The sequence below is a fragment of the uncultured Acinetobacter sp. genome (assembly GCF_947626835.1).
In the GTDB taxonomy this organism is placed as follows: Bacteria; Pseudomonadota; Gammaproteobacteria; order Pseudomonadales; family Moraxellaceae; genus Acinetobacter.
Genome location: NZ_CANQTS010000016.1, coordinates 1 through 25,864, shown reverse-complemented (window position 1 = coordinate 25,864; position 25,864 = coordinate 1). Strand labels below are relative to the sequence as shown.

The 25,864-nt window shown below is 41.4% G+C and carries 25 protein-coding genes, 1 pseudogene and 1 riboswitch; of the genes and pseudogenes, 14 read left to right on the top strand and 12 right to left on the bottom strand.

Translation table 11 applies throughout. The features are described from left to right. Window positions 1–29 precede the first annotated feature (29 nt). The 3 genes from Q0Z55_RS07860 to xerD form a co-directional block, all read right to left on the bottom strand. A complete protein-coding gene (locus tag Q0Z55_RS07860; protein WP_297426692.1) occupies window positions 30–1,334 on the bottom strand; it encodes a homoserine dehydrogenase in 1,305 nt (434 codons plus the stop codon). A 121-nt stretch (window positions 1,335–1,455) separates the two neighbouring features. Further along, the gene (locus tag Q0Z55_RS07855) at window positions 1,456–2,268 is read right to left on the bottom strand and encodes a DsbC family protein (RefSeq protein ID WP_297426690.1); all 813 of its coding nucleotides are present in this window, start codon (window positions 2,266–2,268) and stop codon (window positions 1,456–1,458) included. A gap of 77 nt (window positions 2,269–2,345) precedes the next feature. Next, window positions 2,346–3,263: a site-specific tyrosine recombinase XerD gene (gene xerD, locus Q0Z55_RS07850; RefSeq protein ID WP_297426688.1), complete on the bottom strand. Its 918-nt coding sequence runs from the start codon at window positions 3,261–3,263 to the stop codon at window positions 2,346–2,348. A gap of 169 nt (window positions 3,264–3,432) precedes the next feature. On the opposite strand from xerD, the gene Q0Z55_RS07845 reads away from it, so the two are divergent. The 5 genes from Q0Z55_RS07845 (at window position 3,433) to ftsW (ending at window position 8,500) form a co-directional block, all read left to right on the top strand. Then, on the top strand, window positions 3,433–3,687 hold the full coding sequence (locus tag Q0Z55_RS07845) for a FeoA family protein (protein WP_297426685.1): 255 nt from the start codon (window positions 3,433–3,435) through the stop codon (window positions 3,685–3,687). Beyond that, complete coding sequence (locus Q0Z55_RS07840) at window positions 3,684–5,540, top strand: ferrous iron transporter B (RefSeq protein WP_297426682.1); 1,857 nt, start codon at window positions 3,684–3,686, stop codon at window positions 5,538–5,540. Before Q0Z55_RS07845 ends, Q0Z55_RS07840 begins: the two co-directional genes overlap by 4 nt. A gap of 18 nt (window positions 5,541–5,558) precedes the next feature. Beyond that, on the top strand, window positions 5,559–5,810 hold the full coding sequence (locus Q0Z55_RS07835) for a DUF6587 family protein (RefSeq protein ID WP_297426679.1): 252 nt from the start codon (window positions 5,559–5,561) through the stop codon (window positions 5,808–5,810). 127 nt (window positions 5,811–5,937) lie between these two features. Further along, the gene (gene murD, locus Q0Z55_RS07830; protein WP_297426676.1) at window positions 5,938–7,284 is read left to right on the top strand and encodes a UDP-N-acetylmuramoyl-L-alanine--D-glutamate ligase; all 1,347 of its coding nucleotides are present in this window, start codon (window positions 5,938–5,940) and stop codon (window positions 7,282–7,284) included. Between the two features lie 19 nt (window positions 7,285–7,303). Then, window positions 7,304–8,500 (top strand): putative lipid II flippase FtsW, encoded by a 1,197-nt coding sequence (gene ftsW / locus Q0Z55_RS07825; protein ID WP_297426673.1) that lies wholly within the window; start codon window positions 7,304–7,306, stop codon window positions 8,498–8,500. Here ftsW and Q0Z55_RS07820 read toward each other — a convergent pair. The 7 genes from Q0Z55_RS07820 to Q0Z55_RS07790 all read right to left on the bottom strand — a co-directional run bounded on the left by Q0Z55_RS07820 (window position 8,497) and on the right by Q0Z55_RS07790 (window position 15,110). Beyond that, window positions 8,497–8,742 (bottom strand): zinc ribbon domain-containing protein, encoded by a 246-nt coding sequence (locus Q0Z55_RS07820; protein ID WP_297426670.1) that lies wholly within the window; start codon window positions 8,740–8,742, stop codon window positions 8,497–8,499. The genes ftsW and Q0Z55_RS07820 overlap by 4 nt on opposite strands. Window positions 8,743–8,790: 48 nt before the next feature. After that, window positions 8,791–9,687, bottom strand: a complete 897-nt coding sequence (gluQRS, locus tag Q0Z55_RS07815) for a tRNA glutamyl-Q(34) synthetase GluQRS (RefSeq protein ID WP_297426740.1) — start codon at window positions 9,685–9,687, stop codon at window positions 8,791–8,793. A gap of 38 nt (window positions 9,688–9,725) precedes the next feature. Then, entirely contained in the window at window positions 9,726–10,238 is a 513-nt protein-coding gene (gene dksA / locus Q0Z55_RS07810) for an RNA polymerase-binding protein DksA (protein WP_297426667.1), read from the bottom strand. A gap of 215 nt (window positions 10,239–10,453) precedes the next feature. After that, on the bottom strand, window positions 10,454–11,251 hold the full coding sequence (gene cpdA, locus Q0Z55_RS07805; RefSeq protein WP_297426664.1) for a 3',5'-cyclic-AMP phosphodiesterase: 798 nt from the start codon (window positions 11,249–11,251) through the stop codon (window positions 10,454–10,456). Window positions 11,252–11,263: 12 nt separating this feature from the next. Next, complete coding sequence (locus tag Q0Z55_RS07800) at window positions 11,264–11,887, bottom strand: NUDIX domain-containing protein (RefSeq protein ID WP_297426661.1); 624 nt, start codon at window positions 11,885–11,887, stop codon at window positions 11,264–11,266. 66 nt (window positions 11,888–11,953) lie between these two features. After that, window positions 11,954–13,813 carry a phosphomethylpyrimidine synthase ThiC gene (gene thiC, locus Q0Z55_RS07795; RefSeq protein ID WP_297426657.1) on the bottom strand — a complete coding sequence of 620 codons (1,860 nt, stop codon included), beginning with the start codon at window positions 13,811–13,813 and terminating at the stop codon, window positions 11,954–11,956. 94 nt (window positions 13,814–13,907) lie between these two features. Beyond that, a riboswitch (TPP riboswitch) is annotated at window positions 13,908–14,033 on the bottom strand. Between the two features lie 45 nt (window positions 14,034–14,078). Beyond that, entirely contained in the window at window positions 14,079–15,110 is a 1,032-nt protein-coding gene (locus tag Q0Z55_RS07790; RefSeq protein ID WP_297426654.1) for a hypothetical protein, read from the bottom strand. A gap of 262 nt (window positions 15,111–15,372) precedes the next feature. On the opposite strand from Q0Z55_RS07790, the gene Q0Z55_RS07785 reads away from it, so the two are divergent. After that, on the top strand, window positions 15,373–16,716 hold the full coding sequence (locus tag Q0Z55_RS07785; protein ID WP_297426650.1) for a TolC family outer membrane protein: 1,344 nt from the start codon (window positions 15,373–15,375) through the stop codon (window positions 16,714–16,716). A gap of 83 nt (window positions 16,717–16,799) precedes the next feature. Further along, on the top strand, window positions 16,800–17,522 hold the full coding sequence (gene phoU / locus Q0Z55_RS07780) for a phosphate signaling complex protein PhoU (RefSeq protein WP_297426647.1): 723 nt from the start codon (window positions 16,800–16,802) through the stop codon (window positions 17,520–17,522). 722 nt (window positions 17,523–18,244) lie between these two features. On the opposite strand, the gene Q0Z55_RS07775 is transcribed toward phoU, so the two are convergent. Both Q0Z55_RS07775 and argH read right to left on the bottom strand, forming a co-directional pair. Continuing rightward, window positions 18,245–18,514 (bottom strand): oxidative damage protection protein, encoded by a 270-nt coding sequence (locus Q0Z55_RS07775; RefSeq protein WP_297426644.1) that lies wholly within the window; start codon window positions 18,512–18,514, stop codon window positions 18,245–18,247. 27 nt (window positions 18,515–18,541) lie between these two features. Next, a complete protein-coding gene (gene argH, locus Q0Z55_RS07770) occupies window positions 18,542–19,969 on the bottom strand; it encodes an argininosuccinate lyase (protein WP_297426641.1) in 1,428 nt (475 codons plus the stop codon). Here argH and Q0Z55_RS07765 point away from each other — a divergent pair. The 7 genes and pseudogenes from Q0Z55_RS07765 to Q0Z55_RS07735 all read left to right on the top strand — a co-directional run. Further along, the gene (locus Q0Z55_RS07765) at window positions 19,960–21,111 is read left to right on the top strand and encodes a histidine kinase (protein ID WP_297426638.1); all 1,152 of its coding nucleotides are present in this window, start codon (window positions 19,960–19,962) and stop codon (window positions 21,109–21,111) included. The two genes, argH and Q0Z55_RS07765, sit on opposite strands and share 10 nt — an antisense overlap. A 49-nt stretch (window positions 21,112–21,160) precedes the next feature. Then, window positions 21,161–21,898, top strand: coding sequence for a LytTR family DNA-binding domain-containing protein (locus Q0Z55_RS07760; RefSeq protein ID WP_297426635.1), 738 nt, complete (start codon window positions 21,161–21,163; stop codon window positions 21,896–21,898). 65 nt (window positions 21,899–21,963) lie between these two features. Further along, window positions 21,964–22,887: a hydroxymethylbilane synthase gene (gene hemC, locus Q0Z55_RS07755; RefSeq protein WP_297426632.1), complete on the top strand. Its 924-nt coding sequence runs from the start codon at window positions 21,964–21,966 to the stop codon at window positions 22,885–22,887. Window position 22,888: 1 nt separating this feature from the next. Continuing rightward, window positions 22,889–23,668, top strand: a complete 780-nt coding sequence (locus Q0Z55_RS07750; RefSeq protein WP_297426738.1) for a uroporphyrinogen-III synthase — start codon at window positions 22,889–22,891, stop codon at window positions 23,666–23,668. After that, window positions 23,665–24,480, top strand: coding sequence for a hypothetical protein (locus Q0Z55_RS07745; protein WP_297426629.1), 816 nt, complete (start codon window positions 23,665–23,667; stop codon window positions 24,478–24,480). Before Q0Z55_RS07750 ends, Q0Z55_RS07745 begins: the two co-directional genes overlap by 4 nt. A gap of 3 nt (window positions 24,481–24,483) precedes the next feature. Further along, a complete protein-coding gene (locus tag Q0Z55_RS07740) occupies window positions 24,484–25,677 on the top strand; it encodes a heme biosynthesis protein HemY (RefSeq protein WP_297426626.1) in 1,194 nt (397 codons plus the stop codon). Window positions 25,678–25,689: 12 nt separating this feature from the next. Next, a pseudogene (locus Q0Z55_RS07735) lies at window positions 25,690–25,794 on the top strand (acyl-CoA thioesterase); the annotation flags it as partial. Window positions 25,795–25,864: the final 70 nt, after the last annotated feature.

The window sequence follows — 25,864 nt, the reverse complement described above, 5'->3', positions numbered from 1 at the left end:
GGTCAGAGGAGAGTATCCTCTGAACCCGATTAATTATCCAACGATTCTAAACGAATTCGTACAATTTCGCCATGAATGACAGGAAGAGCTTGAATTTGTTTTAACGCTTCATCCATTTTCGCTTCTTTAACAGGGTCTGTTAAGATCACGATTGGAATGAGGTCTTTGAGGCGTGGCTGTTGCATAATGGCATCAATACTGATACCGGCATTGCTTAAAATAGAAGTAACATTGGCCAATACACCCATTTGATCTTCAGCATTAATACGGATGTAGTAACCTGTGGTCATTTCTTCACGCGGAAGAATATGTAGATCGGTTAGGTTTTCAAAGGCCAATTGAGGAATGGTACCTGCACCATCTTCGGTATACGAGATATCACGTACAATATCAACCACGTCAGCCACGACTGCTGATGCTGTTGGACCTGCACCTGCACCTGCGCCATAGTACAGTGTTGGGCCTACCGCATTGGCTTGTACAAGTACCGCATTTTTAACGCCATTGACGTTGGCAATTAATTCTTCTTCAGGAATTAAGGTTGGGTGTACACGTAATTCAATGCCAGTTTCGGCACGGCGAGCAATACCTAAGTGCTTAATACGGAAACCTAAGTCTTCTGCGTATTTCACATCTTGTGCGGTAATTTTGCTAATACCTTCGGTAAACACTTTATCAAATTGCAATGGAATACCAAATGCAATTGAGGCAAGCAGTGTTAATTTATGTGCTGCATCAATGCCCTCAACGTCAAAGGTTGGGTCAGCTTCGGCATAACCTAAAGCTTGCGCTTCAGCCAATACGTCTTCAAAGGCACGGCCTTTTTCACGCATTTCGGTTAAAATAAAGTTACCTGTACCATTAATAATACCGGCTAACCAATCAATACGGTTGGCCGCTAAGCCTTCGCGCATCACTTTAATAATTGGAATACCACCGGCAACAGCCGCTTCATAGGCAATTTGCACGGCGTTGTCGTCGGCAAGTTTAAATAATTCATTACCATGTTCAGCAAGTAATGCCTTGTTGGCAGTGACCACTTGCTTGCCATGTAAAATAGCTTCTTTAATAATTTCGTAAGCCGGATGAATACCACCCATCACTTCAACCACAACATCCACGTCAGGTTGACGCACGATTTCGAGTAAATCTGCACTTTGCTTCACGCTGTCTGGTAGATTTAGATCAGGACGTGGACGACGTGTACCCACATGGGTAATTTGAATTTCACGACCGGTGCGACGTCTAATCTCAGCAGCATTTTCTTGTAATAGTTTAAGGGCACCACCACCCACAGTACCTAGACCGAGGATTGCCAGACGAACTGGTTTCACGTCACACTCCATATTTACCAATTTTAAGTGAGCCTAGATCATAGCTAAAAAAAACAGGATACTCTAGCATCCTGTTAACTTTATCTACATGTATAAAAAACAGTAATTTATAGCATAAGAATTATTTATCTAAACGCGCAGCTAATTCATCAGCACTCAAGTAACCGCCTAAGTACATGCCTTCACTGTTATAGATCGCAGGGGTACCATTGACCCCCATGGCCAAGCCCATTTCATATTGTTGCTGTACAGGATTGCTACAGCTAGCAGCGGCCAATTGCTCACCACTGATGGCACGGTTAAAGGCAGCTTTGCGGTCGTCGCTACACCATACGCTTTGCATGGCAGGCATAAACTGATCACCACGTGGCCATGCGATATAACGCACTTCAATACCTTTGGCATTGATGGCAGGCATTTGCTCATGCAATTTATGACAATATGGGCAGCTAATGTCAGTAAACACATACACGATATGTTTGGTTTTGCCTTGAGCAGGATAGACAATTAAATCTTGCAGCTTTAAGTTGCTTAGGATTTTTTTGTTGTTTTCAGCTTGTAAGGATTCACTCAAGTTATGCAAGGTTTTATCGCCTAAACGAATCACATCCCCTTGAATAATGTATTTCCCGTCATGGGTGGCATAGACTGAACCCATGCCTTCTAAAGATACCCACACCAAGTTTGGTACTTCAGTGGCCTTAATTTCATTCACTTTGGCTTGAATATTGGCTGTTTTAAAATGTTGCTCTAGGGTTTTGACTAAACGCTGTTCGGCATTGCGTTCAATAATATTTGATGCTTCACCAGTGGCAGGTGTACTTGCTGTAAAGGTGGTTTGCTTATCTTCATTATTTGAATTTGAGCAAGCACTTAAAGCAAAACTTAAGCTTAAACTACATGCTAAAACTAATTTGGCGCGGGTAAAAGACATCAGTAACCCTTCATAGATGACAAATAAAGAGCGCACAGCATAGCAAAAAACCATCTTGAAACTAAAAAATTTTACATTTAAGCGCGTGGATGGTGGGTCGCGTGTAACTGCTGCATGCGTACTTGCGCCACATGGGTATAAATTTGTGTAGTAGATAAATCACTGTGTCCAAGTAGCATTTGCACCACACGTAAGTCTGCACCATGATTGAGTAAATGTGTGGCAAAAGCATGCCGTAAGGTATGCGGTGATAGTTCAGCTTGCACACCAGCTTGCAATGCATAGCGCTTAATGGCGTACCAAAAATTTTGCCGGCTCATAATGCCGCCTTGTTGGGTTAAAAACACAAAGTCTGTAGCACTACGATACAGTTTAGGACGTGCCTCATTTAAATAGCGCTCTACCCATGCACAGGCATGTTGTCCGAGTGGTACCAGACGTTCTTTATTCCCCTTACCCAATACACGCAAATAGCCTTGATTTAGATTAATTAAATCAAGGCGTAAATTAAGCAACTCGGACACACGTAAACCTGAGGCATACAGCACTTCAAGCATGGCACGATCGCGTAAACCTAAGGCGGTTTTGTCATCAGGTGCTTGAATTAAGGCATCCACATCATGTTCGGACAAGTCTTTGGGTAAGTTGCGCCCAATTTTTGGGGTTTTATGGGCGGCAACCGGATTGTCGGTGCGTAAATTTTGTTCACGCAAGAATTTAAAAAAAGAGCGCAATGCCGACAACGTTCTGGCAATAGAGCGTGGGCTTTTGCCCATTTGCGTAAGGCTCAGTAAGACTACACTAATGTCATCACTGCTCCAGTCAGGCAGGTAAGTTTGTGACAGCTCAGCTGCTTGAATTAAATCGGATAAATAGGCATTACGTGTATGAGGACTCACCGTTTGCGCGACTAAATTGTTGGCAAACCCCTGTAAAAAGCTTAAATCTTCAGGAATCTGTACAGGTGCAGGAATGCGCGGTTTCTTATTCAGCATAGGTTTTTTTAATCTCTTAAAGCGATGAGAATGATTGATATTATCTAATCTAGAGTAATTTTGCCTGCATGTCGATGTGATATAAGAACAAGTCGAAATGTAACTCGCCCTTATTTGTTAATTATTCTCATTTGTTTGTATAATGAGCAAAAGTATTTAGGATTCAATCGTGCGTTTGTCAGAGTTGAAAGTGAAACAAACTGCCGTCATTCGCAAAGTGCATCGTACTTTGGATGGCACCAGCCAAAGCGATATTGTCGCAAGTCGTTTAGAAACCTTGGGCTTTACGCCAGGCACTCAAGTGCAAGTGATTACCAAAGGTATTTTCGGTGGTGACCCTATCTTAATTCAAATTGGTTTTACCCGCTTTGCGCTACGTAAAGTTGAAGCCCAAAAAATTGAAATTGAAGGAGTTGCTGCATGAGTGATGCACTACGTATTGCCCTTGTTGGTAACCCAAACTGCGGTAAAACCTCACTGTTTAACCATTTAACCGGTACACGTCAAAAAGTAGGTAACTACGCTGGTGTAACTGTGGAGCGTAAGGTGGGTCATTTTACCCTACCTTCTGGTCAAGCGGTTCGTGTCTTGGATTTACCCGGTACTTATAGCTTAGATGCCACCAGTCCTGATGAAGAAGTCACCCGTAATGTGGTGCTTGGTCATTTAGCAGAAGAACGTGAGCAAGATGCCTTTTTGTGTGTGGTGGATGCCACCAACTTAAAACTGCATTTAGGTCTTGTGCTTGAGATGCTTGAGCTGGGTCGTCCTATGCTGATTGTGCTGAATATGATGGACGAGGCACGTCGCCGTGGTATGCAAATTAACACCCAAAAGCTCTCGGAGCGTTTAGGTGTGCCTGTGGTAGAAAGCGTGGCAGTGCGTGAAGCGGGGATTGAAAATCTAAAACATGCCCTTGATCAAGGCAAGTACCATGCACCAAGCACCGAACTCAGTGGTTTAAAAGGTGATCAGCATCAAAAAGTTGAGCAACTCGTCAAAGATGTGGTGGTGTTTGCTGAACAAGATGACCAACGCTCAGCATTTTTAGATAAAATTTTCCTACATCCTGTGCTTGGTTTAGTCACCCTTGCAGTGATGATGTTTGTCATTTTCCAAGCGGTGTTTGCATGGGCTGCGCCATTTATGGATGGCATTGATGCGCTGTTTGGTTGGCTGGGTGAAGTGGTGGGTAGCAATATCTCACATCCACTTTTAAATAGCTTAGTGGTCGATGGAATTATTGCCGGTGCTGGTGGCGTGGTGATTTTCTTACCGCAAATTTTAATTTTGTTCTTCTTTATCTTGGTGTTAGAAGAATCGGGTTATTTACCGCGTGCAGCCTTTTTGCTCGATAAACTGATGTTTAAATCGGGTTTGTCGGGACGTGCCTTTATTCCGCTATTATCAAGTTTTGCCTGTGCTATTCCCGGCATTATGGCATCGCGTACCATTAGTGATCCGCGTGACCGTTTAACTACAATTTTTGTAGCACCTTTGATGACGTGTTCGGCACGTTTACCTGTGTATGCCTTACTGATTGCAGCGTTTATTCCTGAACAAACCGTGGCTGGTATTTTTAACCTGCAAGGTTTAGTACTGTTTGGTTTATATATGGCAGGGATTGTCAGCGCGCTGTGTGTGTCATTTGTGATTAAGTTCTTCCATAAGGACAAATCTCAACACATGTTGTTGATGGAATTACCAAGCTATCGCATCCCAGACTTAAAGAACATTTGGATTGGTTTACTCGACCGTGCCAAAATTTTCTTAAAACGTGTAGGTGGCATTATCTTTGCCTTGTCGGTGTTGTTATGGTTCTTATGTACCTTTCCACAACCACCAGAAGGGGCAACTTTACCTGCAATTGACTATACCTTAGCCGGTATGCTTGGGCATCTGTTACAACCGATCTTTGCACCACTTGGCTTTAATTGGCAAATTTGTATTGCCTTAATTCCAGCCATGGCTGCACGTGAAGTGGTGGTTGCTGCATTGGGTACGATTTACGCCTTATCTGCTGTGGATGACGACGCTATGTCAGAAGGCTTAGCCGCTTTAATTAGTAGTGGTGGCGAGTTGGGTTGGTCTGTGGCAACAGGTTTGGCTGTATTGGTATGGTTTATCTATGCACCGCATTGTTTACCCACCCTTGCCACTGTTAAACGTGAAACAGGTTCATGGAAAACTGTAGGTATTATGACCTTTTACCTATTTGGTTTGGCGTATTTGATGGCGTTTTTAACCTATCAAATTGCTTCAAAAATCTTTGCTTAAACTGTAGGAGCTTAAAAGATGTTGGAAGGTTTAATTATTGCTGTATTGGTACTGTGGAGTACGTTGGTGGTATTTAAAAAGGTGTTTCCAAAGACATCTTTTAAGTTATTTTTAAACTTAGCCCAAACAGCTGAGCAACGCGGTTTGCCACGTTTGGCCAAATGGTTAAAGCCTGCTATGGCAGCCGGGTGCGGTGGTAGTTGTGATTGTAGCCAAAGTGATCAGCCACAACAGCAAAAGCCACAAGCTCAAGCTGTAAAATGGAAATAAGCTAAAAGACCTTGCAGCCGCTCAACTGAGCGGCTTTTTTACGCCTAGACACAAAAAAAGCTAAAACACAAAAAGCCAAAGTGCTAACATTTTGCCAGTTTAAATATCAACAAAAGAGATGGAACACATGTTAATACAACGTGGTGGATTAAAAGTTGTTGCAGGGCTTGGGATTTCCGGTGTTGCGGCGGTGAATTTCTTACATGAACAGGGCTACCGCGTTGCTGTGACCGATTCTCGTGCCAATCCACCGGGGCATGACCAGATTTCAACTGAAGTACAAAGCAGTTTTGGTGCGTTAGACCAAGAGTTATTGCTCGCGGCAGAAGAAATTATTATTAGTCCGGGGCTTGATCCAAAATTGCCTGAAATTCAAGCGGCAATCGCTAAAGGCATTCCTGTGGTGAGTGAAATTCAGATTTTACGCCGTGCCACCGACAAGCCTATTGTGGCCATTACAGGCTCGAATGCCAAAAGTACCGTGACCACGTTATTTGGTTTAATGGCCGCCGATGCCGGTAAAAAAGTGGCAGTCGGTGGTAACTTAGGCCGTCCGGCATTGGATTTAATCAAAGATGATCCTGAACTTTACGTTTTAGAATTATCCAGCTTTCAGTTAGAAACCACCTCAAATTTAAATGCTGAAGTAGCTGTGGTGCTGAATATGAGCGAAGATCATCTTGACCGTCATGGCGATATGATGGGCTATCACACGGCCAAGCACCGTATTTTCCAAGGCGTGAAAAAAGTAGTGCATAACCGTGATGATTCACTCACTCGTCCATTGGTGCCAGATAGTACCCCGATGCAAAGTTTTGGTCTAAATGCACCAGATTTAAATCAATACGGCGTATTGCGTGAAGACGATGGTACGATGTGGTTGGCGCGTGGTCGTGAGCGTTTAATTCAAAGTTCTGAGTTATATATTCAAGGCATGCATAACATTGCCAATGCTTTGGCCTGCTTAGCATTAGGTGAAGCGATTGGTTTAGCACGTGAATCGATGTTAGCGACATTAAAAACCTTTAAAGGTTTAGAGCACCGCTGTGAATTTGTTAAAGAACTGCATGCTGTACGTTACTACAATGATTCTAAAGGCACCAATATTGGCGCAACTTTAGCTGCGCTTGATGGTTTAGGTGCTGCAATTCAAGCCAAAGGCGGCAAAGTGGCAATTATCTTAGGTGGGCAAGGCAAAGGCCAAGACTTTACCGCATTGCGTGAAGCCTTAACCCAGTACGCTAAAGTTGCGGTGTTGATTGGCGAAGACCGCACCATGATTGAAAACGCGATTCAAGGTACAATAGCCTTGCTACATGCTCAGAGCTTAGAACAGGCAGTACATTTGTGTCAGCAACATACGCAAGCCAATGATGTGGTGTTATTGTCGCCTGCATGTGCCAGCTTTGATATGTTTAAAGGCTATAGCCAACGTGGGCAACAGTTTGTAGCTTGTGTTAATGCACTGCACTAAAAAATAAAAGGAACGATGTATGGTGGGCTTTGCGCAGACAACCATCCTGAAATTACAGCAATGGTATCAGTACATTGCACCGAAAATGCCTGAGCAAATTACAGTACGCAATACCTTGATTTTTTGTGTCTTGGCATTGCTGTGTATTGGCTCAATTATGGTGGCTTCGGCTTCGATGCCGTATGCCGATCGCTTACATGAAAATCCATTTCATTATGTGATTCGGCATGGCATTTCAATTGCTGTGGCAGCAGTGGCAGCTTTGGTGGCCTATCGTGTGCCCATCGAGATGTGGTTTAAAAATGCCTTTCCAATTTGGATTGCGACGATATTGTTGCTTGCAGCGGTATTGGTTGTGGGTACAGAGGTCAATGGTTCAACCCGTTGGATTCGTATTGCAGGTTTTACCTTACAAGCTACAGAGGTAGCGAAGGTTGCCATGGCGATCTTTACCGCCGACTATGTGGTGCGACGCTCGCAAGAGGTGAGGAATAAGTTTTCAGCCTTATTCCGCTTAGGTGTGGTGATGCTACTCACGGTTGGTTTAATTATTAAAGAGCCAGATTTGGGTGCAACGGTGGTGATTGCGCTGATGATGTTGGGTGTGTTTTTCTTAGCAGGTGCACCAGTGATTCAGTTTATTATTGCCTTTGTGGCCATCTTACTTGCCTTTAGCGCATTGATTATCTTTGAGCCTTATCGCTTTGAACGCTTAATGTCGTTTACTAATCCTTGGGATGACCAATTGGGCGTGGGTTATCAGTTGTCTAATGCCTTAATGGCCTTTGGACGAGGAGAGTTCTTTGGGGTGGGGCTTGGGCACAGTATGCAAAAAATGTCGTACTTACCCGAAGCACATACCGACTTTATGTTGGCCATTTATGCCGAAGAATTTGGCTTTTTTGGTTTTGCCATTTTAATGATCCTAAGCTTTTTAATGTTAGCCTGTTCCATCAAAATCGCGCATCGTGCCTTACGTAATCAGTATTTACGTGCAGGTTACTTGGTATATGGCATTGCGATTATTTTCTTGCTGCAAATTTTGGTAAACGCCGGTATGAACATGGGCTTATTGCCAACCAAAGGTTTAACCTTACCGTTTATTAGTTATGGTGGTTCATCCTTAATTATGTGTGCGGTGATGATTGCCTTGGTACTTAAAGTTGAGCGGCAAACCCAAACCATTAACCCAAGTCGTGAAGAATCCAGTTTTTAATCAAATGGCCCTTTTTGCTGAGCATGTTGCAAGACATTGCTCGGCATTTGGGTGCCACAGTTTAAACACTTCACAAAGGCTGTTTTAGGCTTAGACAGTGGAATTAACGGAATAAAAAATAAAGAAAAATAATTGCGCTGTTGTTTGAGTTCATAACTGCTATAGGTGCGACATACTGGACAGGCAAACTGCTTTTTTTCAACCACCTTGGTTTTCGGTCCAATCCCAAAAATAAAAAACATCTCATGATCCTTTGTCTTTTAAGCTGATCTTAACCTAAAAAATTAGCTTTATAGATAATGACCTTGTAACTCAATTTGTCGTGGAATTAAACTGACATCCCATTGGGCAATCGCTTGCGCTAACATACGTTTTGGTTCATCCAAATCCACAGCGGGTTGCTCTAGTGCATGAATGGCCTGTTGTAATAATGTGGGTGCTTGTTGCAGGTCTAAAGCTTGCGCTAAATTTTGTTTTGAGAGCTTTTGTCCTTGATCATTCATGGCAAGGGGTAAATGCATATACACAAGCTCAGGATAGCCAAGTAACGCACCCAAATAGATTTGTCGTTCGGTATTATCAAGTAAGTCTGCACCGCGTACCACATGAGTGATGCCTTGCAAATAATCATCCACCACCACTGCCACTTGATAGTTAATAATGCCATCACGGCGCTTGAGTACAAAATCACCCAATTCTGTTTTTAATTGCGAACAATGACGACCCTGTAAACGGTCTTCAAAACGAATCTCCAACTCATCCACTTTTAAGCGAATGGCTTGATGGGCAAAGGGCAGATGTAAATTGCGGCAGGTGTCTTGATAAATATGATTAGAACCGAGCATCTTACGCGTGCATTGGCAAGCATAGACCAAATCTTTGGCTTTTAATTGCTCTAAGACTTGTTCGTAAATGTCTAAACGGTCTTTTTGAAAGATAATCTCGCCGTCAGGCTCAAAACCAAAAGCTTCAATACACGCTAAGATATGGCTTTGGCTACCGGGATAAATACGTGGGATATCGGTATCTTCAATGCGCACCAACCAATGACCCTGTTGGCTACGCGCATCGCAGTAACTCGCCACCGCAGTCAGTAGCGAGCCAAAATGCAAAGGGCCGGTTGGCGAAGGCGCGAACCGACCTGAGTAGTGCTGAGGCGAAACTGGGTTGCGCTGCTGTTCAAGCATTAAGCTTGCTTTGGTTGCTTCACCAATAACAGTCATACTTAACCGTTATTTTGCTTTTCTTTAATCTCAGCCAAGGTTTTGCAGTCGATACATAAAGTCGCAGTTGGGCGCGCTTCTAAACGACGTAAACCAATTTCGATACCACAAGTTTCACAAAAACCGTAGTCGTCATTTTTAATCGCTTGAATTGATTGCTCAATTTTACGGATTAATTTACGTTCACGGTCACGTGTACGTAATTCAATGGCAAACTCTTCTTCTTGTGTCGCGCGGTCATTCACATCAGGCAAAGCGGTATTTTCGTCTTGCATGGTGTTTAAGGTACGATCGACTTCAGACATCAGCTCTTCTTTCCATGCCAATAAAATTTGACTGAAATGCTCAAGCTGTCCTTCGGACATATATTCTTCGTTTTTCTTAGGCTGATACGGCTCGATACCAAATAGGCTCGCAGTAGACCCACCTTCAGTTGTCTTTGGCTTGGTCTTACGCACACGTTTTACAACGTCGGTTTGTTCGTTTAAGACTTGATTTTGGTTGTCATTCGCCATATAGGGCATTCCTCATCATATGTGTGTAGCGTATGTACCCACAAAAAAATATGGTGATATGCGATGTTGTTATCCACCCCAAATCGCGTTGTGCTGTTCGGGGGTCGTCATCATATAGACTTTTTATGCTTTTTAATAGTCTTTGATGCTTGGATTCGAATTATCACGGGTCCATGGGAAGGCATAACTTAAAACAAAAAAATCAAAATGGAAAGTTAATAACCTGAAATTTCAACATTAATATTCTGTTGTAGATGTGTAAGGCGATGTACCTCGGTGCTAAAGCTACCATCATGTTTTAAGTGTAAGACTCTGTAACCGGGGGCCTCTTTCCCTAAAGCAAAGTCCTCACTTTTTGGTTTAAATTGCACACAAGTTGAAGGGCTAGAAAAAAACTCAATCCCTTGCCATTGATGCCATGATTCTTGATGCACATGACCAAATAAAACCACTTTTACATTGCTGTGTCGTGCCAATACATCCGTTAAGGCTTGGCTATTTTTAAGTTTGTGTTGATCGATCCAATTCGATTGCATGGCAAATGGATGGTGATGACAACCCAATACAATGTGTTGCTCAGGACGTGCGCTTAACAAGGCATCGAGTTGCTCTAGTTGATCTTCATTGACCCAACCATCGACTTGATGTGGTACGGCACTATTGAGCAACACTAAGCTCCATGAATTAAAGTCAATGACATGCGCGGTATTTTGCTGTTGGTAAAAAGGAAAAAAACGAATGTCATCGTGATTGCCGGGCACTTGAAATGACGGCATTGCCAGTTGCTCAATCTGGTTTAAATAACGCGCATAAGTAGAGGTGACCGCTTCTTGTGCTAAATCACCAGTATGTAATAAGGCATGTGCATGCGGATAACGTGCTTGAATATCCTCAAGAACCGCTAAAAAGCTCTGTTCAGGATTCACATTGACAAAGTCGCTCGTAGCCTGAGCCATTAAATGTGTATCTGAAATTTGAATTAAAACAAAATCATCGGATAAAGCATGCTTCATCACATCTGCCTCTTACTTGACATCACTCAGGGTTTTAATATGTTGTTGTAACCATTGCAATGCCATAATGACAGGTGCATTTTTTAGACGACCAGTGGTCATTAATTGATTTAGATCTTTGTAATCAAACACATGCAGTTGAATATTTTCTCCTTCATCGGGCATGCTAAAAATTGAACCACTGGCTGGTAGCTCAGCTTGTGCTACATATAAATGAAAAAGTTCTGAGCATGCGCCAGCCGAAGGGTAGAAACTAAATAAGGGCTGTACATCAAATAAACTGCAACCAGCTTCTTCTTGTGCTTCACGATACAAACACGTTTCAGGCGTTTCATCGGCATCTAACACACCGGCAATAATTTCAAGCTGCCATGGTGAAGCTGCGTCATCGAGCGCGCCAATACGAAATTGTTCAATTAAAGCGAATTGTTGTTGTTGGTCGTTATAAATCAGTACCCCTGCGGCTTCAGGGCGATGCACCAATTCACGTTGCAAAGTTTTGCTATAGTGATCTTGCCCAAATAAACGATGTCGCAAACTTACTTTTTCAACCTGAATGAAACCACGAAAAGCATGTTCACGTTTTTCGATAATAACCGCATCTTTTAAATAAGTGGCCTGTTTAATAATCGTCATAAGTACAGTTAGGCTGAAGTATTTCACTTCATCCTAACTGAGAATAAACGGCAGAGAAAAGGCTTTTTATTGCTTGTGGTATATTTTTTGACCATGTTCAATAAAACTGTTTTTCATCTGCTTTAACCCATCGGCAATTTGTTGATTTTCTGCGTAATCGCGCACATTTTGACTAATTTTCATCGAGCAAAACTTAGGCCCACACATCGAACAAAAATGTGCTGACTTATGCGCGTCTTTAGGTAAGGTTTCATCATGCATACTTCGTGCTGTATCGGGATCTAAACTTAAATTAAATTGATCCTCCCAACGGAACTCAAAACGAGCTTTAGATAGGGCATTATCACGGGCTTGTGCACCGGGATGACCTTTGGCAAGGTCGGCTGCATGGGCTGCAATTTTATAGGTGATAATGCCATCTTTGACGTCTTTTTTATTGGGTAAACCAAGATGTTCTTTGGGGGTGACATAACACAGCATGGCGGTGCCATACCAACCAATCATGGCTGCGCCAATGGCTGAGGTAATATGATCATATCCCGGTGCAATGTCGGTGGTTAAAGGCCCGAGTGTATAAAAGGGTGCCTCGCCACAGACCTCAAGTTGTAAATCCATATTTTCTTTAATCATATGCATCGGTACATGGCCGGGGCCTTCAATCATCACTTGAACATCATGTTGCCATGCACGATGCGTTAGTTCACCCAAAGTACGCAGTTCAGCAAATTGCGCTGCATCATTGGCATCTTGAATAGAGCCGGGACGCAAGCCATCACCTAAACTAAAGGATACATCATAGGCTTTCATGATTTCGCAGATGTCATCAAAATGGGTATATAAAAAGTTTTCTTGGTGATGTGCCAAGCACCATTGCGCCATGATTGAACCACCACGCGAAACAATACCTGTTAAACGATGTGCAGTTAAAGGTACATAGTGCAGTAGCACACCTGCATGAATGGTAAAGTAATCCACACCTTGCTCGGCTTGTTCAATCAGGGTGTCTTTAAAAATGTCCCAAGTTAAATCTTCTATAACACCATTGACCTTTTCTAAGGCTTGGTAAATTGGGACTGTGCCAATTGGAACAGGAGAGTTGCGAATAATCCATTCACGGGTTTCATGAATATGCTTACCAGTAGATAAATCCATAATGGTGTCGGCACCCCAACGAGTGGCCCACGTCATTTTGGCCACTTCTTCTTCAATACTAGAGCCTAAAGCTGAGTTGCCAATATTTGCGTTAATTTTAACGAGAAAATTACGTCCAATAATCATCGGTTCACATTCAGGATGATTAATGTTGGCCGGAATGATGGCACGTCCTGCGGCCACTTCTTGGCGGACAAATTCTGGGGTAATTTCCTTAATATTTTTCGCACCGAAGTTTTGTCCGGCATGTTGACGCAGATCTGTACCGGCATGTTGACGCTGATTTTCACGAATCGCAATGTATTCCATTTCAGGGGTAATGATCCCTTGTTTGGCATAATACATTTGCGTGACATTGTGACCACATTTGGCACGTCGTGGCTTTGTTAAATGCTGAAAACGAATATCCGCTGTGGCAATATCACGTAAACGTGCTTGTCCAAATTGCGAACTTAACGCATCTAAAACGTCGGTATCTTGTCGCTCAGCAATCCAAGCATCGCGTACTTTTGGTAAGCCTTGTTGAAGATTAATAGCAACATTAGGGTCGGTGTAGACGCCTGAAGTGTCATAGACCAAAAGCGGGGGATTGTCTTCGCCGCCTAAGCCGGTTGGCGTTGCAGTAAGTTCAATCTCACGCATAGGCACTTGAAGATCAGGGCGTGAGCCTTGTACATACACTTTTTTAGACGCGGGTAAAACACGCGTGAGGTCTTGAGCATCTTGCTCGTGTTGTTGAATGAGACTGTCTTGAAGATTCGTTAATGGGTTCATGTCCATGATCCTTTGCAATATCAACGAATCAAGCACGACCAAAAACGTGGCAGGATTATGCCTAAAAATTAAATTTAAGCATAAAGAATACATGAGTTTTTAGTGGCTTGATTCCTACGCAGGTACTAACCTGATCAGGTTCAACGGTACTTTGGATTAAATGTAAAACTACATTGATCAAATCTCAGCGAGTCAATTACTCGCGCTCCGTCAAGCGGGCTTCAGTGTAACAGGACTAAAAAAACAACACTAATAGCCTAAATGTCTAACTGCATACGGCATCGGCAAAACAATTTTTATCATTAAAATTGACCTGTACTAAATTCAATTCCTGTTGAATAGACCGCACCGTGTTTTGATATTCTTGCTCTAAACTTATACTGGATAAATCGCTATGTTTTTGAATTAATTTTAAAAATTGTATAGCTTTTTGCCCAAGTGTAGATTTTGTCTGTTGTGCTAAATGTTCAATCGCAGCTAAATGTTGAGGATCAATGCTCTGTAAACCATGATAATTTTCTGAAACTTTATCATTATGATTGCCAATAAACAGCAATTGGCTATAACTGTGATACAGATAACGCGCATCACTTGCATAACGACTATCTGGGTAGTGTTTTAAATAGTTTTCCCAAAACAAGGCACGTTCAGCAAGTATCAAAGGCTCGACCTGAATCGTATGATGATCAAATATAGGTTGAGTGTTTTGATCAGCCAAAGCCTGAATAAAAGCTTGCTCGGCTTCGGGTAAGTAAGGTGCAAAGACACGTGCTAAATATTGTGGACTACGCCGATACCCCACACCACCATCATTTAAAGTCACCACTTCTACATAGCCTTGACCTTGGTGTTTCACTAAGTATTGATCACGTAAGTTCATTTGTTCAAAATGCTGTTGCTGTAGAGTTGGATGAGCAGCAACTGCGTTGACATATTGCTCAAAAGCCGCTTGTTGAGTGGGTGTACGCTCTACAAATAAGAATTTTTCATACATGTGTGTAGAATGATCTAGCAGTTTTAATTGCTCTGCTGTAGTCATTAAGGGCAGACACACTTTTAAATTTTGATTGATTTGCTGTAAGACAAATAAGGTACGTTGATGGTCGACTTGTTGCATTTCATGGCTTAATTGCTCACACAGCGCATTTAAATCAACTTCAACTTTATTATCATCATTGACTGTGGTGGTTTCTGGAATAATCGGGCGTTCTGAGGGCTGACAGGCAACAAAAAAGACGCAGCACAACACTGGCAAAAATAACTTTTTAATATCAGTTAAGGACAATGTTGGAAGCATAAGAACACAACTGCGATCTTGGGAGAAAGGATATTTTGCATGATTTATGCATATAGAAATGCTATCAATATGTAGTATTCTGATAGCGTTTAGTTAATGCTGAAGCTTTACTCTAAAGCTCAAGATAGTTTAAGCAAATGATACGTTTTTAAAAGGCAATTTATGTAAAAAATACGTTACAAGTATAGTGAAACTACAAAAGTTATTCCCCTATTATTTCTGATGAAATCGCTGTTTTGGCACTCGCTTAAGGCTTACTTTTATGAAAAAACAACTCTTATTTGTGGCAGGTTTAATGATTGCTGCGCCGTGCAGTTATGGGTTAGATTTAGTCACCGCATATCAGTTGGCACAAAAGAATGATCCGACATGGCAAGCCAATCAATTACAATATCAAGTCGATCAACTTAATTTAGGTTTGGCGCAAGGTAATTTATTGCCTACGGTGAGTGTGAATGCCAATATCATCCGTAAAAATCAAGCCACCAACAAAAATCAAGCCATTAACATTCCCGGTTTAGAAAATAGCAATTTAGTCCCAAGCAGCTCAACTCAGCGTCAAGCCTCCGTGACAGCACGACAACCTTTATTTCGTTGGGATGCATGGCAGGCTTTAAAACAAGTCAAAACCTCACTGTCTTTGAGTGAGATCAATTTACGTTTGCAACAGCAACAACAGATCTTAAATACCGCTCAAGCCTATTTTAATGTGTTAAGACAGCAGTCATTAACTCAAGCCTATGTGGAAGAAGAAAAAGCCTTACTTGAACAGCTCAATATGATGCAAGCCAAATTGCGTCAAGGTTTAGTGGCACGCAGTGATGTGAGTGAAGCCGACGCACAATATCAAAATGCACGTGCTAATCGTATTGCAGGGCAAGTACAAGTGTTATTGGCACAAGAACAACTTGAACAGATGATTGGTCCCTACCGTGAAAATTTAGCGGTACTGCGCGCTGATTTTGACTATCAAAAGCCGTATCCAGACAATATTCAAGCATGGCAAGATTTGGCACAAAGCCACAATTTATCTTTGCAACAAGCACGCTTACAACAACAATATGCACAAGACGCCAAACGGGTTGAGCAAGCTGCACGCTTACCACAAGTTGAAGCAGTGGCAAGTTATGGCTATAACCAACAACGTCCAAGCAGTGCCATTGCCAATGATGGTCAATTTGACCAAGTGGGGGTAGAGGTCAATTGGAATGCATTTAATGGTGGGCGCACCAAAATTAACATTGAAAAAGCGCAACTAAGCATTGAAAAAGCCATGGCAGAGGTAGATGCAGCTAGTCGTCAGGCCAATACTGAGGTGCGTAAAGCCTATATGCAGGTTGAAACTGACCAAGCCAAATTAAAAGCACGTCTAGCTGCTATGCAATCTGCACAACATGTATCGCTCGCTTCACAGGCCCAATATCGTGAAGGCTTGAAAAATATGGTGGACGTATTATTGGCGCAGCGCAACGCATTTGCAGCCAAACAGGACTATCTAAATAGCCAATATGACTATTTAATCAATGTGTTAAATCTTAAAGCTGCAGTCGGACAGCTCAATGAGCAAGACTTAATGGAGCTCAATACATGGCTTATCCAAAAATAAACTTGTCATATAATGGTCACATAAGCACGCTTTAATAACACGCTGCTAACCTTCTGTCTTCAACGTGCCGTGGAGTGATAACTTTGAGCCCAACCAATCCTGTCCTAAACCATCATATTTCTTCGCAATTTAACGAAGACTTGCAGGCTGTAAACACCAAGTTTATGACCATGGGCGGTTTGGTAGAGCAGCAAGTCACTAACGCCATTCATGCTTTGTTAGATACCGATGTCAACATGGCGCTTGAAGTGCAGTTTAAAGACAATGCAGTCAATAAATTAGAAAGCGAAATTGATGAAGCATTGACTTTGATTTTGGCGCGTCGTCATCCTGCGGCAAGTGATTTGCGTATGGTGATTGCCATGAGCAAAGCCAATACCGATTTAGAACGTATTGGTGATGAAGCGGCCAAAATTGCCCGTATTGCACAAAATCTGTGTGAAGAAGGTGGCTCGCCACGCGGTTATATGGAAACCCGACATATTGGTAACCAAGTCCGTGTCATGATTCATGAAGCTTTAGATGCATTTGCCCGTTTAGACATTGATCAAGCATTGCATGTGTTATTGGCAGATGCCGATATTGACCGTGAATATCAATCGGCAACACGTACTTTAATGACCTATATGATTGAAGATCCACGTCATATTTCGCGTGTGATTAACGTACTGTGGGTGCTACGTTCGCTAGAGCGTATTGGTGATCATGCACGCAATATTTCTGAGCAAGTGATTTATATGGTGAAAGGCTTAGATGTGCGCCATGCCAGTTTGGAAGAAATTGAACAAAAAGTACAAAAAAACTAAATCTGTTTAAGTGAAAAAACAGTCCATATGGGCTGTTTTTTGACAAAAAAAATCCCAAATCTTTGGGGGAAGATTTGGGAACAAATTTAAAACTATTTAGAAAATCTATAACATTTCCTTAATGATGATCAGTGTATAGATAAGCCGTGGGCTTGTATTGTGGCTTATTGTATAGGATTGTTGTGTTTTATGCTTATATGTATCTACTTTGTAAAAAACAAGCACTTTTGTTGGAAAAATAATCTATAAACCACGCTTTTTAAAGAATATCTGTGATGCTTAGCACATTCAAAATTTAATTATTTGGGTGAAAATTAAAAGCGAAGCCGAGCTTTTCAAGCAGTTTATTTAAATGCTTTAAAATTTAAAAACAATCGATTCACTAAACATCAGCATTAATTCAACTGTATAGTTCGTCTAAAAAATCTATCTATTGTGGTTTATTGTTATACTAATATTGATGATTGAATAGATGGTTAAGCAGTCAAGCTTAGCGCAAATTTATGTAAGGGCTAAGTTTGTAGATGTGGCTAAACAACTAGATCGATTAAAAAGGCAATTGCTTTGAAGCGCTTTTTATCTTGTCTAGTTTTGAAGCTGAATAAAAAAAGAATCCCCAAATATGGAGATTCTTTTTAAAGCGAGCTTAGATAAGAGCCTTAGATCAGACTTAAAGCAGAGTTTTTGCCTTATGTTTGCTTAGCGCATTGCTGTACTCATCCTTACTCAGGCTTTAGACCTTCCGCTTTTTCCAAACTTTCATCATTGTTAAAGAACTTTTCACGTTGTTCTTCTAGAAATTTTTTGGCATCTGCTTCAAACACATTTAAACGTTTTTCGTTAATCAGTGTAGTTTGATGCTTTAACCATTCGCCCCATGCTTGTTTAGATACAGTGTCAAACAATTCTTGACCTTTTGGGCCTGGGAATGGGGCAAAGGCTAAGCCTTCCATTTCTTGTTGGTACTTACGGCAAAATACTTGGCGAGACATCGTACAGCTCCAGTAAATATGAAAATTTTAAGCGTATAACTGCGCTAAACGCTCATGTGCACGCGCAATAGCGGCTTCTACTTGTGCAGGCGCTGTACCACCAATATGGTTACGTGCATTCACAGAAGCTTCTAAGGTTAAGGCTTTTTCAAACACATCGGCTTGGATTAAGTCTGAGAATTGTTGTAATTGCTCAAGGCTTAATTCAGATAAGTCTTTAGATTCTTGAACACCAAGTGCAACTGCTTTACCAACAATTTCATGCGCATCACGGAATGCTACGCCATTTTTCACTAGGTAATCGGCAAGGTCGGTTGCCGTTGAGAAACCACGCAGTGCGGCTTCACGCATCTCTGCAATGTTTGGTACAAGCGCAGGAATCATGTCTGCAAATGCCATCAGTGAACCACGTACGGTATCAATGGCATCAAACAATGGTTCTTTGTCTTCTTGGTTGTCTTTGTTGTAAGCAAGCGGTTGACCTTTCATGAGTGTTAATAGGCTCATTAAATCGCCATAGACACGACCCGTCTTACCACGTACTAATTCAGGTACATCTGGGTTTTTCTTCTGTGGCATGATTGAAGAACCGGTACAGAAGCGGTCAGGAATGTTTACAAACTTAAATTGCGCTGATGTCCAAAGAATTAACTCTTCTGACATACGTGATAAGTGCATCATAATTAACGACGCTGCGGCATTAAATTCAATAGCAAAGTCACGATCAGACACCGCGTCAAGAGAGTTTTCGCATACTGCTTCAAAACCTAAAAGTTCAGCGGTATAAGCACGATCAATTGGGTAAGTCGTACCTGCAAGGGCAGCAGAACCAAGCGGCATACGATTGACACGTTTACGGCAGTCAATTAAACGCTCTGAGTCACGTACTAGCATTTCAAACCATGCCAGTAGGTGGTGACCAAACGTTACTGGTTGAGCAGTTTGTAAATGAGTAAAACCGGGCATAATGGTGGTGGTATTTTTAGCTGCTAAGCCTAAAATGCCTTTTTGTAGTTTTTGCAATAAAACTAAAATCGCGTCAATTTCATCACGTACATATAAACGAATGTCAGTTGCTACTTGGTCGTTACGGCTACGACCTGTATGTAATTTTTTACCTGCAATACCAATACGCTGGGTTAAACGTGATTCAATATTCATGTGCACATCTTCAAGATCAATGCGCCATTCAAACTGACCCGCTTCAATTTCAGCTTTAATTTGGGTTAAACCATTGACGATGTCGTGACGTTCTTGTTCAGTGAGCACACCCACTTTAGCAAGCATGGTCGCATGTGCGATTGAGCCTGCAATATCTTGTTGATAAAAACGTTGGTCAAACTGTACAGATGCGGTAAATTCTGCAACGAATGCGTCAGTCGCTTCAGCGAAGCGGCCGCCCCACATGCCTGAAGTTTGGGCTTGTGAATTTGAGGAATTAGAAGATGTGGTCATGTCGGCTCAACAAAAAAAGCAGTGATTTAACAACGAGTATAACAAATTCAAAAAGGCTTGCTCATACACAAGCGGCTGAAACTGTCGTGTCTGCGTCGGATAAAACGCAATTTACTTATTTTTTTACTAAAAATACCCGTTGGCAACATCTAATTGAATTATTTATTGCCAGTAATATTTTAGCGATGCTGTTAAGTTTGGCCGAAGCACGTGGGTGGGGCAATTTAAGCGGTTTACGTTTATTAGAATACGCCTTATATATCAATTGGGTATTACTAAGCTTTGTGGCGTGTTTTGAAAAAATACAGCCTAAGCTTAAGCATTTTTCTTTAAGCCAAAATTTAATTTCAGGCTTTTTTTTATTACAAGCTTTGGTGGTACTCACCACTATTAGCATTAATTTTTTAATGTATTGGGGCAGTTATTGGCAGTTAGAACATTTTTCTATTGAGATATTGTTTGAGGGCTTAAGCCTGCATTTAAGTTATGGGGTATTATTGGGTTTATTTTGTTTTCGTTATGTTTTTTTACGCGAGCAATGGTCAAGACAACAACAAAGCGAACTCAAAGCTCGTATTCAAGCCCTACAAGCCCGTATTCAACCGCATTTTTTATTTAATAGTTTAAATAATGTTTTAAGTTTAATTAGTATTGACCCAGATAAAGCTGAACAAATGCTGATGGATTTATCGCGTTTGTTTCGCGCCAGTTTACAAGAATTAAAATTGGTCAGCTTAAATGATGAAATTGAATTATGTCGACGTTATTTGGCTATTGAAAAAGTACGCTTGGGGGAGCGCTTAAATATAGAATGGAAATTTGTACATTTAGAACGCGCGCGTGAGGTTAAAATTCCATTACTGACCTTACAGCCTTTACTTGAAAATAGTATTGCGCATGGGGTAGAAAAAATTATTCAACCGAGTCAAATTACCATTTTGATTGAAATTTTAGACAACCAAGTCAATATTATTATTAGTAATCCTTATTTGGCTGATGATTTAAGTACAAAACGTGGCAATGGAATTGCGCTAGATAATGTCAAACAGCGTCTGCAAGCCTATTTTGGGGAAAAGGTAACATTTCAAAGCTATGCAGGCGATGGAATATTTACTACAGTGGTACAATATCTTTATAAATAACAACAATAGCCACACAAAACTTTGATTTTTTTGGATAAAAGGAGGAAGCATGGACATCCTAATTTGTGACGATGAAGCTTTAGCAGCTCAACGTTTGTCACGATTGGTGGAGCAGCTTGGACACCACGTGGTGGCAGTGGCAAGTCATGGTCAGCAAGCAATTGAACTGACTGAATTCCATCAACCGGATGTCGTATTACTTGATATTCAAATGCCTGAAATGGATGGCTTAACCTGTGCAGAATATTTACAGCAGCTTGACCCCATGCCTGCAATTGTGTTTTGTACAGCGTATGACGAACATGCGCTTGAAGCATTTCGTATGGCAGATGGCTACTTATTAAAACCGATTATGCAACAGGAATTGCAACAGGTTTTAGGGCGGCTAACTAAAATTAACCAAGCTCAATTGAGCGCTTTAAAACAACAAGAAGATATGGACGAAATTAAAGTAACACGTCAGCAAATTGCTGCGAAAACCTATCGTGGTGTGGAATTAATTCCCATCGAAAATATTTATTATTTTTTAGCCGATCAAAAATATGTCACGGTGCGCCATAAAAATGGCAGTGTTTTAATTGATGAAACTTTAAAAGATTTAGAACAAGAATTTCCTGAGCAGTTTATTCGTATTCATCGCAATGCTTTGGTGGCTGTGGCGTATTTAGATGGCTTAGAAGTTTTGGGCGCGGGACAGTATCAAGTACGCTGTCGTGAGTTAGATGAGCGCCTTGCAGTGAGCCGTCGGCATTTGCCCAGCTTACGTGAGCGGATTCAAAAACTTTAAAAGCACTTGCATTTTTAAGGGATCAGGTTAAGTTTAAGCATATTGCAAAGATGATGTTATAGCCTATGAAAACCCTGAAAATTGCCACTCGACAAAGCCCGCTTGCACTTTGGCAGGCGGAACACATTCGTGCACGTTTAGAAATCTTACATGCAGATTTAAAAGTGGAATTGGTGACCTTTGTCACTCAGGGCGACAAAATTTTAGATACCCCATTGGCTAAAATTGGCGGTAAGGGTTTATTTGTTAAAGAATTAGAAGCAGCTTTGTTAGATGGTCGTGCCGATTTGGCGGTACACTCAATGAAAGATGTACCGATGGCATTGCCTGAAGGTTTAGAACTTGCTGTAATTTGTGAGCGTGAAGATCCGCTCGATGCCTTTGTATCCAATACTTATGCCAATTTTGCCGATTTACCGCAAGGCGCCAAAGTGGGCACCTCAAGTTTGCGTCGTAAATGTCAGATTCTACAAGCCCGTCCTGATTTAGAAATTTTAGATTTACGTGGCAACGTAGGTACGCGCTTATCTAAGCTTGATGCAGGTCTTTATGACGCGATTATCTTAGCCAGCGCTGGTTTAAAGCGTTTAGAGATGCCTGAGCGTATTCGTCATAGTTTAGATGCCATTGTCAGCTTACCGGCTGTTGGGCAAGGTGCCTTAGGCTTAGAATGCCGCAGCAACGATCAAGCTGTGTTAGATTTAATTTTACCGCTTATGCATGCTGAAACTAATGTTTGTGTACGTGCAGAGCGTGCCTTTAATGCCTATTTAGAAGGTGGATGCCAAGTCCCAATTGCAGGCTATGCCACACTAACAGATGGACATATTCGGCTTGAAGGTCGTGTGGGCAGCGTAGATGGTAGAACCTTACTTAAAGCCCAAGTGCAAGGTCTGCCACAACAAGCCGAAGAGTTAGGTATTGAGCTTGCCAACCAGCTTTTGGCGCAAGGCGCAGGTGAGTTACTCCAAGCGTTGTATCAAAAATAATATGTTATTTGTCAATACTCGCCCTCAAGATCGTGCCGCAGCATTAACTGCGGCATTGTCTCAACAGGACATCACTGTATTTGAGCTGCCGTTACTTGAGTTACAAGCACTTAAGTTGAGTCCAGAACTCTACGAGCTCTATCGGCAGTTACCCAGTGCGCAAGTGATTGTGGTGGTTAGTCCAACTGCAGTTGAAGTTGGTATGCAGTATTTGCAACAAACAGGCATTCAACTTGAAGAATTGAGCCATATTCAGTGGATTGCTGTGGGTATTAAAACTGCACAAGTCTTGGAAAAATACGGCATTCAAGCGTTGATTCCTGAGGTAGAAACTTCAGAAGGGATGTTACAACTGCCATGTTTACAAAAGCTACCACAAGGCAGTCGGATTACTTTTTGGCGCGGTGAGGGCGGGCGGCAATTTATGATGCAACAATTGCAAGCGCAAGGCATGCATATTTTAAATTTTGTCTTGTATCAACGCCAATGTCCGCCCATGTGTCAGACGTTAATGCCTTTACTTGCCAAAAAAATACAGGAAAATTTGGCTTATACTGTATTAATCAGTAGTGAAGCAAGTTGGTTAAATTGGCAAGCATTGTGGCAAAATCAACCTGAGATCATAAAAAAGGCGCACTACATGGTGCTTGGCACACGTGTTGCAAAGTTGCTACAGCAGGCTCGCCAACAGCAACAGGCTGATTTTCAGATTACACGATTAGATACCTTACATCCCACCACGATTTTGGCACATCTTAGGCTTGAGAAAGGAAAAGCATGAAAAAAATCTTGATCTTAGCTGCAATTTTGCTTTTCGCATGGCTTGCCAAGCTCAGTTATGATTTGATTCAACTTAATCAAGCGCAAGCCCAATTACAGCAAAAACTTCATCAAGCCGAGCAGCAAAATGCCAATCTCAATGATCGTTTAGTGGCACTCAAACGTGACAACGTGCAACAAACACCTGTAACTGAGCCTCATAATGACGTGCAAGAGATTCATCCTGTGGTGTTGATACAGCAACATTTAGATTTAATTGAATTTGCTTTAAAACAACAGCAGTATGCTTATGCTTTAGAAAAGCTCAGTCATTTAGATGCTGATCTAAAGCAATCGAGCCTTGCTGAGAGCTTACAAGCTGCTTTAGCTGCTGCGATTATTCAAGATCGTCAAGATATTCAAAATTTTGTAACTGCCAAACAAGCGCAGCAGCAACAATTTAATCAAGTATTGCAGCAGGTTGATGTGATGCTCAATGCAGAGATTGGTCAGCAAAATTTAGCGGTACCGCATGAAAAACAGGCTGCATTTTGGCAAAAATGGTTCAAACTAGAACAAGTAGAACAACCATCTAAAGTCTTGATGCAACGCCAATTTGTGCTTAAAGAAGCACAATTACATTTACTTTTGGCACGTCAATTATTGCTACAAGGTCAGTATCTTGCCTATCAACAAGAAATGAATGCTGTTGTTACTATTTTAACAGCTTTACCTGATCAAAAAGCCAGGCAGTTGATCATGCATATTGAACAGGCCAAGGCTATTCGTCATTTAGCAATGCCTGCACTGACTACACGAGCTTTATTGAGATAAGTTATGCGCCACATTTTAATTGCTTATACTTTGATGAGCTTGATCATATTTGCACTGTTGACGCTGCTCAGTTATGGGCATGGTGTGGGCTATGTATATCTGTATTGGCGTGATTGGCAACTTCAAACCAATGTGTGGCTATTATTTATTGCTTTAGCGTTGTTAAGTTTAGTGGCACAAACTTATTGGTATCTATTAAAGCGCTATTTAAGCCGCGTACAGCGTCAGCGTGACAATGTATTTAATTTTAAAAATCTGCATCCTTATGAACAATTGGCTGTGATTTGGTTATTAGATGCAGGACGCGATCAACAAGATTTTATTCAGCGGGTATTTCAACACTCTACCTTATTACAAGGGGTGATGGATGCACGTCTGGCCAATATGCAAGGTCAGCCTAAAAAAGCACTGTTAGCACTTAATCAAACCCATAGCATGGCCTTTGAATTGGCTGAATTACAACGCATTGAAATCTATTTGGCTGAAAAAGATGCCCAACAGGCACTGACCCATTTAGAATTTTTACATCAACATGCGCTCTCGCCATGGTTAGAAGATGTAGCACAAGCCTATCAACAACGTCTGAATGCCTTATGGGCTAAGTTTGCCTTGCAATTTCCTTGGGACTATTTACGCGCTACTCAATATGGACATTTACCAACACCGAGTAAAATTGTTTGGCTTGAACAATTATTACAACAATTTGAGAAAGCTAATACAGATGACTTAAACCATCTTAAACAACGTTATATGGACTTATTGCCCGAAATTGAGCAAAAAACCTCTGAGGTAAAATTATTATGGCTGAAGCTCTTAGTACGTTTAGACGATATGCAAGCACATGCAAAGAATCTAGCTGAACACTTATTGCTAAAACAATTTCATGAAGATGTATTTTATTTATGGTTTGAACAACAAATGTTACAAACTCAACCCGATTATCAGGATGTAGAGCAACATATTGCCTCTTGGGAGGAGCAATATCCAAGTGTACCTGTATTAACTTTTGCCAAATATTATGTTTATAAAATTACCAACCGTAAAACTGAGGCTGAACAATTACTACACATGTATCCTGAACATGTTTTAATGAGCTATTTAAGAGTTCAACATGCATTAAAAGAACAGCCAGAACTCCTTACGCATTTAAATATTATTTTTGAGAAAAACACTAACCATATTGTAATTAAGTTATAAGGAAAAATAAAAATGCTCTCGCTGAGTGATTATCCAATGATATTTGAACAAGGTGTCGATTGGGGCGATATGGATGCCTTGGGTCATGTCAATAATGTGAACTATTACCGTTATAGCTAAATAAAAAACATAAGCTACATTAAGTTAAATGCAATGTCTAAGGCTTGTGGGAGATTTCTATTGTCCT